13 protein-coding genes and 1 pseudogene are annotated in these 14,788 nt (G+C 72.5%); 5 read left to right on the top strand and 9 right to left on the bottom strand.

The genetic code is table 11. From position 1 onward, the window contains the following. Positions 1–3: 3 nt before the first annotated feature. Positions 4–1,239: a substrate-binding domain-containing protein gene (locus BFF76_RS08055; RefSeq protein ID WP_031099247.1), complete on the bottom strand. Its 1,236-nt coding sequence runs from the start codon at positions 1,237–1,239 to the stop codon at positions 4–6. Positions 1,240–1,419: 180 nt separating this feature from the next. After that, positions 1,420–2,025 carry a TetR family transcriptional regulator gene (locus BFF76_RS08060; protein ID WP_031099246.1) on the bottom strand — a complete coding sequence of 202 codons (606 nt, stop codon included), beginning with the start codon at positions 2,023–2,025 and terminating at the stop codon, positions 1,420–1,422. A 247-nt stretch (positions 2,026–2,272) separates the two neighbouring features. Between BFF76_RS08060 and BFF76_RS08065 the strand changes: the two genes are divergently transcribed. From BFF76_RS08065 to BFF76_RS08075, 3 genes are read left to right on the top strand one after another with little or no spacing between them, the layout of a single operon-like run. Further along, positions 2,273–3,586, top strand: coding sequence for a glycosyltransferase family 4 protein (locus BFF76_RS08065; protein ID WP_065847788.1), 1,314 nt, complete (start codon positions 2,273–2,275; stop codon positions 3,584–3,586). A gap of 55 nt (positions 3,587–3,641) precedes the next feature. Continuing rightward, positions 3,642–4,373: a class I SAM-dependent methyltransferase gene (locus tag BFF76_RS08070; protein WP_053928483.1), complete on the top strand. Its 732-nt coding sequence runs from the start codon at positions 3,642–3,644 to the stop codon at positions 4,371–4,373. Next, on the top strand, positions 4,370–5,458 hold the full coding sequence (locus tag BFF76_RS08075) for a glucosidase family protein (RefSeq protein WP_065847791.1): 1,089 nt from the start codon (positions 4,370–4,372) through the stop codon (positions 5,456–5,458). The genes BFF76_RS08070 and BFF76_RS08075 overlap by 4 nt, the downstream gene beginning before the upstream one ends. Here the strand turns inward: BFF76_RS08075 and BFF76_RS08080 are convergent. Both BFF76_RS08080 and BFF76_RS08085 read right to left on the bottom strand, forming a co-directional pair. Continuing rightward, positions 5,455–5,748, bottom strand: coding sequence for a hypothetical protein (locus BFF76_RS08080; RefSeq protein WP_031099239.1), 294 nt, complete (start codon positions 5,746–5,748; stop codon positions 5,455–5,457). The genes BFF76_RS08075 and BFF76_RS08080 overlap by 4 nt on opposite strands. Positions 5,749–5,844: 96 nt before the next feature. Continuing rightward, positions 5,845–6,105: pseudogene (locus tag BFF76_RS08085) on the bottom strand (MBL fold metallo-hydrolase); the annotation flags it as partial. A 198-nt stretch (positions 6,106–6,303) separates the two neighbouring features. Between BFF76_RS08085 and BFF76_RS08090 the strand changes: the two are divergent. Continuing rightward, complete coding sequence (locus BFF76_RS08090; protein ID WP_053928481.1) at positions 6,304–7,083, top strand: maleylpyruvate isomerase family mycothiol-dependent enzyme; 780 nt, start codon at positions 6,304–6,306, stop codon at positions 7,081–7,083. A gap of 83 nt (positions 7,084–7,166) precedes the next feature. Here BFF76_RS08090 and BFF76_RS08095 read toward each other — a convergent pair whose 3' ends face one another. From BFF76_RS08095 to BFF76_RS08110, 4 genes are all read right to left on the bottom strand, one after another. Further along, positions 7,167–7,988, bottom strand: coding sequence for a DUF5336 domain-containing protein (locus BFF76_RS08095; protein WP_053928480.1), 822 nt, complete (start codon positions 7,986–7,988; stop codon positions 7,167–7,169). 186 nt (positions 7,989–8,174) lie between these two features. Further along, entirely contained in the window at positions 8,175–9,089 is a 915-nt protein-coding gene (locus BFF76_RS08100) for an N-acetylmuramoyl-L-alanine amidase (protein ID WP_031099233.1), read from the bottom strand. Between the two features lie 22 nt (positions 9,090–9,111). After that, complete coding sequence (locus tag BFF76_RS08105; protein ID WP_031099231.1) at positions 9,112–9,771, bottom strand: class I SAM-dependent methyltransferase; 660 nt, start codon at positions 9,769–9,771, stop codon at positions 9,112–9,114. A gap of 97 nt (positions 9,772–9,868) precedes the next feature. Beyond that, positions 9,869–11,380 carry an MFS transporter gene (locus BFF76_RS08110; RefSeq protein WP_065847793.1) on the bottom strand — a complete coding sequence of 504 codons (1,512 nt, stop codon included), beginning with the start codon at positions 11,378–11,380 and terminating at the stop codon, positions 9,869–9,871. A 254-nt stretch (positions 11,381–11,634) separates the two neighbouring features. Here BFF76_RS08110 and BFF76_RS08115 point away from each other — a divergent pair, with 254 nt between their 5' ends. Then, positions 11,635–13,140: an MFS transporter gene (locus BFF76_RS08115; protein ID WP_031099227.1), complete on the top strand. Its 1,506-nt coding sequence runs from the start codon at positions 11,635–11,637 to the stop codon at positions 13,138–13,140. Positions 13,141–13,528: 388 nt separating this feature from the next. Here the strand turns inward: BFF76_RS08115 and BFF76_RS08120 are convergent, their stop codons facing one another. Further along, positions 13,529–14,779: a hypothetical protein gene (locus tag BFF76_RS08120; RefSeq protein ID WP_420709252.1), complete on the bottom strand. Its 1,251-nt coding sequence runs from the start codon at positions 14,777–14,779 to the stop codon at positions 13,529–13,531. Between the last annotated feature and the right edge of the window lie 9 nt (positions 14,780–14,788).

Raw genomic sequence — 14,788 nt, forward strand, 5'->3', positions numbered from 1 at the left:
GGTTCAGCCCGCCGAGGGCTTCGAGGGCGGGGCCACCGCGTCCATCGGCTGGGTGCTCACCAGTTCGGGCTTCGCGGACGCTCCCTTGCCGTTGAGCTTCGCCACGAACATCGGCTGCACGAGCGCGTGGTCCTCGGCACGGATCTGCTGCCGGCCCTTCACCCCGTCGAAGCTCCAGCCCTCCAGGGCCTTCACCATGGCGGCGGTGTCGGTGGCGCTGCCCTCCTCGATCGCCCGCACGACCATCTGCGCCGCGGTGAATCCGTCGGTGCTGAACAGGTCCGGGGTGCCGCCCGCCTTCTCGACACCGGCGAGCATGGCCTTCTCCACGGCGTTGTTGCCGCCCGCGCCGGGGAAGTAGTGCGCGAGGAAGGAGACCTTCGCACCGGCCGCTCCGAACACCGGGTACGAGGCCGTCCCAGCCAGCCCGGTGACGACCTTGCCGGCGTTCAGCACGCCCTGCTGGTCCAGTGCCGTCCACAGTGCCGGTGCGGTCGCGCCGGCCCAGGCGACGAAGACCAGATCGGGACCTCCCGCCTTGACCTGCCGCGCGAAGGGCGTCAGGTCCGTGGCGCTGGGCGGGGCCAGCACGGAGCCCACCTTCGCCCCCTGGGCACCCAGGACCGCCTTGACGGCGGCGACGTTGGCCTGGCCGAAGGTGGAGTCCTGCGCGAGGACGGTGACCTTCTTGCCCTCCGGGTTCCCGAGCATGGTGCCCGCGGTGAGGATGTCCTGGTAGGACTGCCGCCCGGACCGGAAGGTGTAGTCGTTGATCCCGGTCACGGCGTCCGTGGCGGCCGGGCCGTTGACGTAGAGCACCTTGTTCTGGGCGGCCAGCGGGGCCATCTGGAGCGCGACGCCGGAGTCGGTGGTGCCGGCCAGCACCTTGTAGCCCTTGCCGATCAGGTTCTTCGCTGCGGAGACCGCCTTGCCGGGGTCACCCGCGTCGTCCTGCTCGGTGACCTCGACCGGATGGCCGCCCGCCTTGCCGGTGCCCTTCGTCGCGTGGTCGAGACCCGCCATGAACCCGTCGCGGTACTGCTTGCCGTACGCGGCGAGCAGTCCCGTTCGGGAGTAGACGAGACCCACCTTCACGGCCTCGTCCCCGTCCTTGCCGGACCCTGAGCCCTCGCCCGCCTGCCCGGCGGCGGTGCATCCCACCAGGAGCAGGCCGGCGGCGCCCAGCGCGGCCGCGGTCAGTGGACTTCTCTGGACGGTGCCTACGGCTCTGCGACGCATGGTGACCGGCTCCTCGGCATGGTTCGGGTGATGTCGGCCGAACCGTACGAACACCGTGGCGCCGTCGACATGGTGCAGGGAACCTCACCTGAACAAGTGCCGGTGTGGGCACGGCACATGGGGGAGTGTCAGCGAGTGCCGACGCGGGCCGGCGTCAGCGAGTGCCCGCCCTCGGCGGGGTCAGCGCGTGCCGGCCGGGGGGTCGATCAGACCGCACACCGTCTCGATGTCCCGCTTCACCTGTGCGATCGACTCCCGCCCCGACAGCCAGGTGATCAGCGCCGAGTGCCAGGTGTGCTCGATGACACGGACCACGGACAGCTGCTCCTGCGTGGGGTTCTCCAGCTCCATCGCGTCCAGGACGATCGCCGTCGTCAGCCGGGACACGGCGTCCACCTCGGGGCTCACCCCGCGGTCCGCGAAGGTCAGTGCCCGCACCATGGCGTCCGCCAGATGGGGATCGCGCTGGAGCGCCCGGAACGCCCGCATCAGGGTTTCGGCGACCCGCTGGGCGGCGTCGTCCCCGGCGGGCGGCTGCCTGCGGAGCGTGACGTGCAGGTGCTGGAGCTGGTCCTGCATGATCGCGACCAGCAGATGGACCTTCGACGGGAAGTAGCGGTACAGCGTGCCGAGGGCGACCCCGGCGGCGTCCGCCACCTCGCGCATCTGCACGGCCTCGAAGCCGCCCCGCCCGGCGAGCTGGGCGCCGGCCCGCAGGATGCTTCGGCGGCGGGCCTCCTGGCGTTCCGTCAGGGGAGGCGCTGCCGGCCTGGCTTCCGCTGTCATCTGTCCCCATCCCCGTCTGTCCCCGTCCCAGAGGGAGAACCGGTTCCCTGTCCGGCCGGGCGCCGGTTTCCGGGCGCGCACAGCATGCCAGGGCGTCCGTCGTGGCGCGAATCACCTGATCCGGCCGTCACGCCGACGCTACCTGCCGGTAGATTCGGTGCGGGTTGAACGAGCGAGTCTGAAACTTGTTCTAGATTAGCGCGACCGGTTACGCTCCGGCGAAAACGCAGTGAGAAGGGGGCCGAGTGTGACCGCTGAGGCCATAGAGACGGGCCCCTTCGCGGGCGGCAGTGCGTCGGACACCGACGGTGACCGGCCGTTGCGCATCGCGCTCCTGACCTACAAGGGCAACCCCTTCTGCGGCGGCCAGGGCGTCTACGTCCGCCACCTCGGACGCGAGCTCGCCCGCCTCGGCCACAGGGTCGAAGTGATCGGCGCCCAGCCCTACCCCGTACTCGACGAGGGCGTCCCGCTCACCGAGCTGCCGAGCCTCGACCTCTACCGCCAGCCCGACCCGTTCCGCACCCCGGGGCGCGGTGAGTACCGCGACTGGATCGACCTCGCCGAGGTCGCCACCATGTGGACCGGCGGCTTTCCGGAACCGCTCACCTTCAGCCTGCGCGCACGGCGCCATCTCCTCGCCAGGCGGGGCGACTTCGACGTCGTGCACGACAACCAGACGCTGGGCTACGGCCTGCTCGGGGACCTCGGCGCACCCCTCGTCACCACGATCCACCACCCGATCACCGTCGACCGCCGACTGGACCTGGACGCCGCGGAGTCGGTGCGCCGCCGGCTCTCCGTGCGCCGCTGGTACGGCTTCACCCGGATGCAGAAGCGTGTCGCCCGCCGTCTGCCCTCCGTGCTCACCGTCTCCGGCTCGTCGCAGCAGGAGATCACCGAGCACCTCGGGGTGCGCCGGGACCGTATCCGGGTCGTGCACATCGGCGCCGACACCGACCTCTGGTCGCCGGACCCCTCGGTCGCCGAGATCCCCGGCCGGATCGTCACCACCTCCAGCGCGGACGTCCCGCTCAAGGGCCTCGTCCACCTCGTGGAGGCCCTCGCCAAGCTCCGTACGGAGAACCCGGCGGCGCACCTCGTGGTCGTCGGCAAGCGGGCCGAGCGCGGCCCCGTCGCCCAGGCCATCGAGCGCTACGGGCTCCAGGGCGCCGTCGAGTTCGTCAAGGGCATCAGCGACACCGAACTCGTCGACCTGGTCCGCAGCGCCCAGGTCTCCTGCGTCCCCTCGCTGTACGAGGGCTTCTCGCTGCCCGCCGCCGAGGCCATGGCCACCGGGACCCCGCTGGTGGCCACCACCGGCGGAGCCATCCCCGAGGTCACGGGGCCCGACGGGGAGACCTGCCTCGCCGTGCCGCCGGGCGACGCGGGGGCCCTGGCCGCCGCGCTCGGCCGGCTCCTCGGCGACCGTGAACTGCGCGCGCGCCTCGGCGAGGCCGGCCGCGCCCGGGTGCTGGCCAACTTCACCTGGGCCAAGGCCGCCCTCGGCACCGTCGAGCTGTACCGTCAGTCGATCGCAGCCCGGGGCGCCCGCAGGTGAGCGCCGCCCCCGTGGCTCCTGGAATCCGTACCTCCGACCTCGAAGGCAGGCCCCTGTGCTGACCGTCGACTTCACCCGCTTCCCGCTCGCCGCAGGCGACCGGGTGCTCGACCTGGGCTGCGGCGCCGGCCGGCACGCCTTCGAGTGCTACCGGCGCGGCGCCCAGGTGGTGGCCCTCGACCAGAACGCCGAGGAGATCCGCGAGGTCGCGAAGTGGTTCGCCGCGATGAAGGAGGCCGGTGAGGCACCCGCGGGCGCGACCGCCACCGCGATGGAGGGCGACGCGCTCAACCTGCCGTTCCCCGACGCCTCCTTCGACGTCGTGATCATCTCCGAGGTGATGGAGCACATCCCTGACGACAAGGGCGTGCTCGCGGAGATGGTCCGTGTGCTGAAGCCCGGCGGCCGGATCGCGATCACCGTGCCCCGCTACGGCCCCGAGAAGGTCTGCTGGACGCTCTCCGACGCCTACCACGAGGTCGAGGGCGGCCACATCCGCATCTACAAGGCCGACGAGCTGCTCGGCAAGATCCGCGGGGCCGGACTCAAGCCCTACGGCACCCACCACGCGCACGCGCTGCACAGCCCGTACTGGTGGCTGAAGTGCGCGTTCGGAGTGGACAACGACAAGGCCCTGCCGGTGCGCGCCTATCACAAGCTGCTGGTCTGGGACATCATGAAGAAGCCGCTGGCCACCCGGGTCGCCGAGCAGCTGCTCAACCCGGTCGTCGGCAAGAGCTTCGTGGCGTACGCGACCAAGCCCCACCTGCCGAAGGCCGAGGCGTGAGCACGCCGGAGCAGACCGAACACCTCGTCCTGCCGGGCGTACTCACCGCCGAGCAGGCCGCCGAGACCGTGGCCGCACTCCTCGCGGTGCAGCGCGAGGACGGGGCGCTGCCCTGGTTCCGCGGCCACCACCTCGACCCGTGGGACCACACCGAGGCCGCGATGGCCCTGGACGCGGCCGGTGAGCACGAGGCCGCCGCCCGCGCCTACGCGTGGCTGGCCCGTCACCAGAACGAGGACGGTTCCTGGTACGCCGCCTATCACGACGGCGACGCGGACCGGCCGACCGACCTGGGGCGCGAGTCCAACTTCTGCGCCTACGTGGCCGTCGGCGTCTGGCACCACTACCTCGCCACCGGCGACGACGCGTTCGTCGACCGGATGTGGCCGACGGTGTACGCGGCGATCGAATTCGTGCTGGGGCTCCAGCAGCCCGGCGGCGAGATCGGCTGGAAGCGCGAGCTCGACGGCACCCCCGTCACCGACGCCCTGCTGACCGGCTCCTCCTCCGTCCACCAGGCGCTGCGCTGCGCGCTGGCGCTGGCCGAGGAGCGCGAAGAGCCGCAGCCGGACTGGGAGTTGGCGGCCGGGGCGCTCGGTCACGCGATCCGCCGCCACCCCGAGCGCTTCCTGGACAAGAGCCGCTACTCGATGGACTGGTACTACCCGGTCCTCGGCGGCGCCTTCACCGGGCCCGCCGCGACGAAGCGCATCGAGGAGGGCTGGGGCAGCTTCGTGGTCCCCGGCCTCGGCGTGCGCTGTGTGCTCCCCAACCCCTGGGTGACGGGCGGCGAGAGCTGCGAACTGGCCCTGGCGCTCTGGGTGACCGGGGAGTCGGACCGTGCGCTGGAGATCCTCCAGTCCATCCAGCACCTGCGGGCCGAGGGCGGCCTCTACTGGACGGGATACGTCTACGAGGGCGAGCGGGCCATATGGCCGGAGGAGCTCACCACCTGGACGGCGGGGTCACTGCTGCTCGCGGTGGCCGCGCTCGGGGGGGACGAGGCGACCACCGCGGTCTTCGGCGGCGAACGGCTGCCGACGGGACTGGAACCGGACTGCTGCCGTGAGGAGCCCGTCGGCTAGGAGCGGCGGAGGCGTCCCGCCACGGCGTGTCCGATGAACAGGTAGACGACGGCGGCCAGGCCGTAACCGGTGACGACGCGTGCCCACGCCTCGTCGAAGGTGAACAGGTCGTAGGACCAGCCGGCCAGCCAGTGGGCCGACTCCTGGACGAACTGCACCAGGTCGTTGCCCCTGTTGGCGTCGAGCAGGTACATCAGGATCCAGAGAATGATGATGAAGGCCATGATGTCCGCGACGACGGCTATGACGCGTGCAGCGGTACTGCTTCCTGTGCCAGTTCTGGGAGACATGCTCTCCGGATTGCCGCTTTACCGTAGGTGAAACCCTGCGGATGGCGCCGGGTTGTGGACCGCTCCCGCGCGGGTGAGCCCGGCTGAAGATCCCCTTGCCGGGCTGTCCGCCGGACCGATCCCGGCGTCCACGACGGTGAGCCCCTCGTCGCCGCGGATCGCGTACGCGCGGAACTGGAGCCGCCAGCGGTCCTCGGCGTCGACCGCACCCGGGTCGTAGCGGTCGGCCTCGGCCCACTGTGCGGCCGTGGCCTCGGGGAAGGCCTCGGCGCGCGGGGAGAAGAACGGGCCCTCGCCGTCGGTGAGGGCGATGATCTCGGTCGAGCCGATCCGGAGGCGGGGAACGCTGGCGGACATGACCGCGATCCTGCCCTGCCTTCCTCGCGGGTGGATGAACAGTGCGAAGTGCTGGGGTAGTTGATGCCCGTTGCACTCGGCAGGCACAAGGGTCGCGGCCCCGGAGCCAGGAACATTCTGCGGCGGGTCCCTGCCGTATCCGGGGAAAGCCCCGATAACCTGCTGAACAGACCTTCGGACGCCGCATAGGGTGCGAGGATGACTCTCCTTGCGTACGAGCGCTACTGCGACGAGATCCTCGTCCAGACCGACCTGCTGGGCGCACTGGTCAAGGACGCCGACCTGACGCGCCGGGTCCCGAGCTGTCCCGACTGGAACCTGCGCGAACTCGTCGTCCACGTCGGCGATGCGCACCGCTGGGCCGGCGAGATGGTCCGCAGCAGGGCGGCCGAGGAGCTCCCGGAGGACCAGGTCGCCGGCGCCGGGGGGCCGGCGGGCGCTGACGCGGCCGCCCTGGCGGGATGGCTGACCGCGGGTGCCGCCGCGGCCGTGGACGCTCTCCGTGAGGCGGGCCCGGACACCGAGGTGTGGACCTGGGGATGGGAACACCGGACCGCCTTCTGGGCCCGGCGCATGGCCCATGAGACCGTCGTCCACCGGGCGGACGCCGCCCTCGCCACGGGGACGGCGTTCGAGGTCGCACCCGACCTGGCCGCCGACACGATCACCGAATGGCTGGAGATCGTTGCCTTCGTCCAGTCGAAGGGCGACCCGGAGGCAGCCGAACTGCGCGGCGGCGGAAGGTCCTTGCACCTGCACGCCACGGATGTCCCGGCGGCGGAGTGGCTGATCGACTTCGGAGAGGACGCCTTCACCTGGCGCCACTCCCACGAGAAGGCGACCGTGGCCCTCCGGGGGCCGCTGACCGAACTGATGCTGGCCTTCAACCGCAGGCAGAAGCCGGACGAGGGCGGACTCGAGGTCCTGGGTGACCGGGGGCTCCTGGACTTCTGGCTGGACAGGTCGTCCTTCGGCTGAGGGCCGGTACGAACGCGGCGCACGGCCGGGTACGGCAGTGGCCCCCCGCCCGGAAGGGCGGGGGGCCACTCGCGTGCGACGGCTCAGCCGCGCTGGATGCCCGAGGTGTCCTGCAGGACACCTCGACGGCCGTCCTGCGTCTGGGCGATGAGCCCGGGGCCACGCTGCTCGACCGCGAGGTACCACGTGCCGGGCGCGAGTTCGGCGATCGGGTTGGGGGCGCCGTCCTCGCCGTACAGCGGGCGGGCCACCGGCACCGCGAACCAGAACGGCGTGAAGTCACCGGCCGGTGCCCCGCCGCCCTGCGGTGCCTGCTGGGCAGCCGCCTGCGGCTGCGGCTGACCGGGCTGGCCCTGCTGGGCGCCGTACGGCTGCTGCTGGCCGGGCTGGGCGCCGAAGGTCTGCTGGCCACCGGGGTAGCCGTAGCCCTGGCCGGGCTGCTGACCGTAGGGCGGCTGCACGGCCTGCGGCGGGCGCGGCGCGCCCAGCATCGGGGCCTTGAGCGCCGGAACGAGCGGAGTGGCCACGGCGCCGCCGGCCAGCACCAGGGTCGCCAGCAGCCCGAGGATCAGGCCCGCGCCCGCGTCGCCAGCGTCGATGATCGTCCAGAACATGGTCCACAGGGCGTACACGGTGAACGCGGCGCCGAACTGGCCGAGTTCGAAGCCGACCACCTTGCGGCCCGGCATCACGCGGCTGACGATCAGCAGCGCGGCGCCGATGATGCCGGCCAGGTAGATGCCCATCAGGGCGGAAAGCGAGTCCCAGGCGTTCGCGCTGTAGCCCGAGCAGTCCACGTCCGAGGGGCACTCATAGCCGGAGAGGTCGAGGAAAGAGGCGATGAACAGCACGACCGCTGCTCCGATCACCACGCCGTCGCCTCGGGAGAGGGAGCGGATATTCACGTGAAGGTCCTTAGTCGGTCGTCTCGTCGGGGCGGTCGTCGATGCCGCCTGAACGGCGGGTACGGCGCGAAGCTCGGGGGCGGCTCCCCATCGTAGGGATGAATCTATCGTCTGCCCCGGCGGGTTGTGATGCTGCCCGGACCCCGGACCGGCTATCCCCCCGATGTCCCCACTGTCCGTCCAGAACTATTTCTTCAGATAGCCGCTGATGCCCCCGGCGATGCCGAGAGCCGCCTTCTGGCGCCAGCCCGCGTCGGTGAGCAGGGCGGCGTCCTCCGGATCACGCATATTGCCGCATTCGACGAACACCTTGGGCACGGTCGACAGATTAAGGCCGCCGAGATCGTCACGGGTGTCCAGCCCGGTGTCGCCGCCGATGTAATTGGAAGGGGCGCTTCCGGTGACGCGTACGAAATTCCCGGCGATCCGTTCTCCCAGATCACGCGAAGGGGCCACGATCTTCGCGGTGTCCGCGCCGCCTCCGTGCACCGCCGCGGGGAGGATGACGTGGAATCCCCGGTTCCCGGTCGCGGAACCGTCCGCGTGGACCGAGACGACCGCGTCGGCGCGCTCCTTGTTGCCGATCCGCGCCCGCTCGTCGACGCACGGGCCGAAGGGGCGGTCGCCGTCCTGTGTGAGTACGACCTCGGCGCCCTGCTCCTCCAGCAGCGTGCGCAGCCGGCGGGAGACGTCGAGGGTGAACCGGGCTTCCGCGTAACCGGAGTCGGTGGCCGTCCCCGTGGTGTCGCATTCCTTGCGTCCGGTGCCGATGTCCACCTGGCTGTTGATCTCCCGGGTGTGATCGCGGTTACCCGGATTGTGCCCGGGGTCGATCACCACGGTGCGGCCCGTGAGCGGGCCCCGGGGCAGGGGCCCTGCGGCCGGGCTCGTGGCCGGAGCCGACGGCTGCCCGGACGAGGGGGAGGGCGGGGGCGATCCGGGCCGTGACGCCGCCCCGGGTCCGGCGGAGGGGCTCCGCCCGCCGTCGCCCGCGCACCCCGCGGCGGTCAGGCAGGCGCAGGCCAGCGCCGCGGCGGTGAACACGGGCCTCAGGCGCGGGCCCGGGCGTGGTGTGGGGGGAACGAAGTCTTCGTTACGCACGTCGCGATGCTATCCGTGACGTTCAGATCCCTGTCCCCGTACGCCGCAGTACGCGCAGTGAGTCCGTCACCGAGATCTCGGTGAACGCCCCGGACGCCAGGGCGCGTTGATGGACGCGGTACGGAGCCTGGCCGCCGTCCGCCGGGTCGGGGAACACGTCGTGGATGACCAGCAGACCGCCGTCGGCGACCTTCGGGGCCCAGCCCTCGTAGTCACCGTTCGCGTGCTCGTCGGTGTGCCCGCCGTCGATGAAGACGAGGCCGAGCGACCCGCCCCAGACGGCCGCCACCTGCGGGGACCGCCCGACGAGCGCCACCACGTGCTCCTCCAGACCCGCCCGGTGCAGGGTGCGCCGGAAGGCCGGCAGCGTGTCCATCAGGCCGATCTCCGGGTCCACCACCGACGGGTCGTGGTACTCCCAGCCAGGCTGCTGCTCCTCGCTGCCCCGGTGGTGGTCGACGGTCAGGGCCGTCACGCCTGCCGCGCGGGCGGCGGCCGCCAGCAGGATCGCGGACCGCCCGCAGTAGGTCCCCACTTCGAGGAACGGCAGTCCCAGCGCTGCGGCCCCGGAGGCGGCGGCGTACAGGGCGAGCCCTTCGTGGACCGGCATGAAGCCCTTGGCGGCCTCGAAGGCGGCGAGGACGTCCGGCTCGGGACGGGCGGCGGCGGACTCGGCTGCCACGGGGTTCCTCCTGGTGGGACGGTGGATCGGACGGCGTCCCATCGTGCCGTACGCCCCAGCGGTACGGACCGGCGGGGGCGTACGGGGAACGGGCGGCTCAGCGCCGCACGGGTGCCGTGGCGGCGGCCGGAGCCCGCTCCGCCGCGGCGAGCGCGTCGCCCGCGCTGCTGGCCAGCAGCACCGGGCGGGCCGGCCGCTGGGCCGGGAGGAAGGCGGCCAGCACGAGGCCGATCAGCACCGCCCCGGTGGCGATCACGAACGAGGTCCGGAAGCCCTCCATGGTGGGGACGTCGACAGAGCCCATCCGCACCGAGGTGTTCGCCAGCACCATGCCGATCACCGCACTCGACATCGAGGTGCCGATCGACCGCATCAGCGTGTTCAGACCGTTGGCCGCACCGGTCTCGGACGCGTCGACGGCCCCGATGATCAGGGCGGGCAGCGAGGAGTACGCGAGCCCGATCCCCGCGCCGAGCACGACCGCGATCACCACCGTCTGCCAGGCGGCGCTCATCAGTCCGAGCCCCGCGCCGTAGCCGACGGCGATGACGAGCATGCCCAGCATCAGGGAGACCTTCGGGCCGCGGCGGGCGGACAGCCGTGCGTACAGCGGGGCGACGAACATCATCGTCAGCCCCAGCGGTGCCACGCAGAGCCCCGCCACGACCATGGACTGCCCCAGGCCGTAACCCGTCGACTCGGGCAGCTGGAGCAGCTGCGGCAGGACCAGCGAGACGGCGTAGAAGGCGACCCCGACCATGATCGAGACGAGGTTGGTGAGCAGCACCTCACGGCGGGCACTGGTCCGCAGATCGACCAGCGGCGCCGGGGAGCGAAGCTCGAACAGGCCCCACAGCACCAGGATCACCAGGGACGCGGCGATCAGTCCGAGGGTCAGGGGCGAGGTCCAGCCCCAGTCGCCGCCCTTGGTGACGGGCAGCAGCAGGCAGACCAGACCGAGGGAGAGCCCCAGCGCACCGACGAAGTCGAAGCGCCCCGGCGCACGCAGCGGGGGTTCCGGCACGACGAGGGCGGTCAGGGTCATGGCCAGCACCCCCAGCGCGGCCGAACCGAGGAACAGCGCGTGCCAGTCGGCGTGCTGGGCGATGACCGCGGCGGCGGGCAGCGCCAGTCCGCCGCCCACGCCTATGGAGGAGCTCATCAGGGCCATCGCCGAGCCGAGCTTCTCGCGCGGCAGCACATCGCGCATGATGCCGATCCCCAGCGGAATGGCCCCCATGGCGAAGCCCTGGAGCGCCCGGCCGACGATCATGATCACGAGGTCGTCCGTGGAGGCGCAGACCAGCGAACCGACCACCATCACGGCGAGACTGGCCAGCAGCATCCGACGCTTGCCGTACAGGTCTCCGAGCCGCCCCATGATCGGCGTCGCGACGGCCCCGGCGAGCAGTGTGGCCGTCATCACCCAGGTCGCGTTCGCCGGGTCGGTGCCGAGGAGGGACGGCAGGTCCTTGATGACGGGGACGAGCAGGGTCTGCATCACCGCGACGGTGATCCCCGCGAACGCGAGCACGGGAACGACGCCGCCCTTGGCCGTGGGCGGACCGGGGAGCTCCCCTGCCTGCTGTCCGTTCGTCGTCCGTTGCATACGTGTGGCCTCCGGGGCGGGGGGACAAGTGGTGGTCCGAGCGGGGTGGAGCGTGCGGCGGCGCGCCTGCGGGCAGCGCCGACCGCCAAGTGTGTGCATGCTGAACGCTTTCGTGCGACCGCGATATTCCGGTGAACGCGGCGCAAGAAGAGGGCAGTCGGCGAAGGTCCTGCGCCCGGGGACGGAAGCCGCCGGGACCGGAGTGGACCCGAAACCGATGTACGGGGCACGGACGGCCTGCGAGTATGCCACCCATGGTTGACGTCTCCCCGCCCACGCGGCTGCCCGCCCGGTCCAGAACCCGTACGTGGGCCGTGGTCGCCGCGGCCTGCACCGGCCAGTTCCTGGTCGTCCTCGACGTGTCCGTCGTCAATGTGGCGCTGCCGTCCATGCGCACCGACCTGGGCCTGAGCACTCCCGGACTGCAGTGGGTCGTCAACGCCTACTCGATCGCCTTCGCCGGCTTCATGCTGCTCGGCGGCCGGGCCGCGGACATCTACGGCCGCAAGAGGATGTTCCTGACCGGGCTCGGCCTCTTCACCGCGGCCTCACTGGCCGGCGGGTTCGCGCAGGAGGGCTGGCAGCTGCTCGCGGCCCGCGCCGGGCAGGGACTCGGCGCCGCCGTGCTGTCCCCGGCGACGCTCACCATCCTCACCGCCGCCGTCCCCGAAGGCCCCGCGCGGACCCGGGCGATCGGCACCTGGATGGCGGTCGGCGCGGGCGGTGGAGCGGCCGGCGGGCTGATCGGCGGGGTACTGACCGACACCCTCTCCTGGCGCTGGGTCCTGCTCATCAACGTGCCGGTCGGCGTCCTGGTCCTCGCCGGAGCAGCGGTGTGGCTGGCCGAAGGCAGAGCGGGCGACCGGCGGCGCGTGGACCTGCTGGGCGCGGTGCTCGTCACGGCGGGCCTGGCGACGACGGCGTACGGCATCGTGCAGACCGAGGCCTCCGGCTGGACCGCCGCCGCCACCCTGGTGCCCCTGCTGGGCGGGCTCGCGCTGCTCGGCGTGTTCGTCCTCGTCGAGGCGAGGGTGGCAGCGCCGCTGATGCCGCTGCGGGTGCTCGGCGTGCGCGCCGTCTCTGCCGCGAACGTGTCGATGCTGCTGCTGGGTTCCGCGACCTTCTGCATGTGGTACTTCATGACCGTCTACGCCCAGAACGTGCTGGGCTACACGCCGCTGCAGGCCGGATTCGCGCTCGTCCCGAGCTCCGCCGCCGTCTTCATCGGCGCGAAGGCCGCGCCCGCGATCATGGCCCGGACCGGCGCCAAGCCGCTCGCCGTGGCCGGTGCCCTGGTCGCCGCCGCGGGCTTCGGCTGGCAGTCCACCATGGGAGAGCACGGCTCCTACCTCACGTCGGTCTGTCTCCCCGGCGTCCTCATGATGGCCGGGGCGGGACTGGCCTCCACCCCGCTGGCCACGCTCGCCACCTCCGGGGCGGCGCCCGGCGACGCCGGGCTCGTCTCCGGGCTGGTCAACACCTCCCGCACGATGGGTGGTGCGCTGGGCCTCGCCATCCTCTCCACGGTCGCCGCGGCCCGCACGGCGGGCTCCGAAGGGGCCGCGGAGATCACGGCCGGATATGCCCTGGCCTTCCGGGTGTCCGCCGTGGTGCTGGTGACCGGGGCGGTGATGATGCTGCTCTGGCTGCCGGGACGCGGGCGGAGCAACACCGGCGGACGGCCGGACGTGCGAGCCGGGGGCCTGGCGGCACACCCGGGGAACGAGCCCGCACCGGCGCTGCACTCACCGGAGGCGTAGGGCCTCCCAGGTCACGGGGCACGAGGGCTGCAGGGAGCGGGCAGGCCGCAGTACGGCCGAGGGCCGTCACAGCCGGGCGGCTGCGACCGCCCTCGTGTCGCGGAGCGGTTCAGGCCGCCGCGCTGCCACCCCCTTCGGAGGGACGGCGGTGGCGCCCGTGCGGCTGCACGGGCGCGCTCTCCGCCGATGCGCCTCCTCGGTGCTTCCCGTAGCCGCCGGCGTCGGCCCGGTCCGTGTCCGCCTCGGGCGGACGCGTCCGGGTCGTGCCGGTTCGGGCCTCAGGCGCGTGGGGAGTCTCCCCGTCGCGGTCGCTTACGTGTGGGCCCGCGGCCGTGCGGCACGGTCACCCTCGGCGTCCGCACGGAACGGCTGCGTAGCCCGGGGGAGTTCATCCAGATGCGGTGCGTCCGGTGAGAGGCGCCTGCCCCAGCGGAACGGGCCTGCACACACCGAAAGCCGGGGTGGCCGCGGACATGCCCGTCCCCTGCGCGACGGCCGGGCGCGGCTCGTCCGCGGGAGCCTCCAGCAAAGCCACGGCACAGCCGGCGTCCTGCCGCGAGTACGGCAGGTGCAGCACACCTTCCCGGGTCCAGAAACCGGATCCGGCCAGCCATCCTCCGGGTGCCGCGAACTGGTGCAGCCGGCGCCCCGCCGGACGCCACAGCCCCACCCAGCTGCCTGCCGCACCGTCGATCCGGAGGGCCACCGCGCAGCTCTCCGGCATCAGCATCTGGCCCGGCTGCACGGCGAACGGCGTCAGCGTCTCGTCCTGTGCGCGCAGACACTCCGGGAACCGCACCGGGAGGCAGCTGCCCAGCACGCCCCAGCCGAGCCGGTCCTGGCCGGGCGCGTCCGAGCGGACCAGCAGCAGGCCGCTGTCGGCGTCGGCCAGCAGCAGCCGGTCGTCGCTCCCCGGCGCGATCTGCAGGAGCGGGGTCACCTCGCCGCCGCGCTCCAGGTCCACGACGACCGCTTTCACAGGGCCGCCGCCCGGCAGCTGCCGGTCCAGGGAGAGCAGCCGGCCCTCGCGGTCGAGCCAGACACCGCCCGAACAGCGTCCGGGCACGTCCGCGACGTGCTCGGGGCCGAACGCGCCGCCCGCCACCAGCCAGATGCCGGTGGAGTGTGCACCGGGGAGCAGGGCGAAGACGCTCATCCCGTCCGGGGACGGGGGGAGGAGCGCGAGTTCCGCGCAGTCGAGGGAGCCCAGGGAGAGTTCGCCCGTGCCCGGCCCGGTCGGATAGAGGAGCGAGAACGTGTGCAGGTCTGCTCCCACCCGGCGCCGGATCAGCACGCGTCCGTCCGAAAGCGGCAGCACGTCGGAGTCGGCCTCCTCCGGCTGGTCGAGGGGGAGGGGCACGGCGTAGGGCTCGGGGCCGTCCAGCGTCCAGCGCTCCGGGTACCACGCGTCCCCGGCCGTCTTCCCGGCCGTGGTGAGCCGCGCCGCGTACGCATGGTCGGCGGCGATCGTGAGGGCGGGAGGCACAGGACGCGAGGGGGCGCGGGGAAGGGCCGGCGCGTCTACCTGCGGCTCCGGTGCGGCGGGTGCGGGTGCGGGTGCGGCTGCCGGCGCGGGGGGCGCGAGTGGTTTCTGCGGTGCCGACGGGATGGAAAGCCGGACGGAAAGGGTGGGCGGCACGGAGGGGAT

It is taken from the genome of Streptomyces mutomycini (genome assembly GCF_001700505.1).
Lineage (GTDB): Bacteria > Actinomycetota > Actinomycetes > Streptomycetales > Streptomycetaceae > Streptomyces > Streptomyces mutomycini.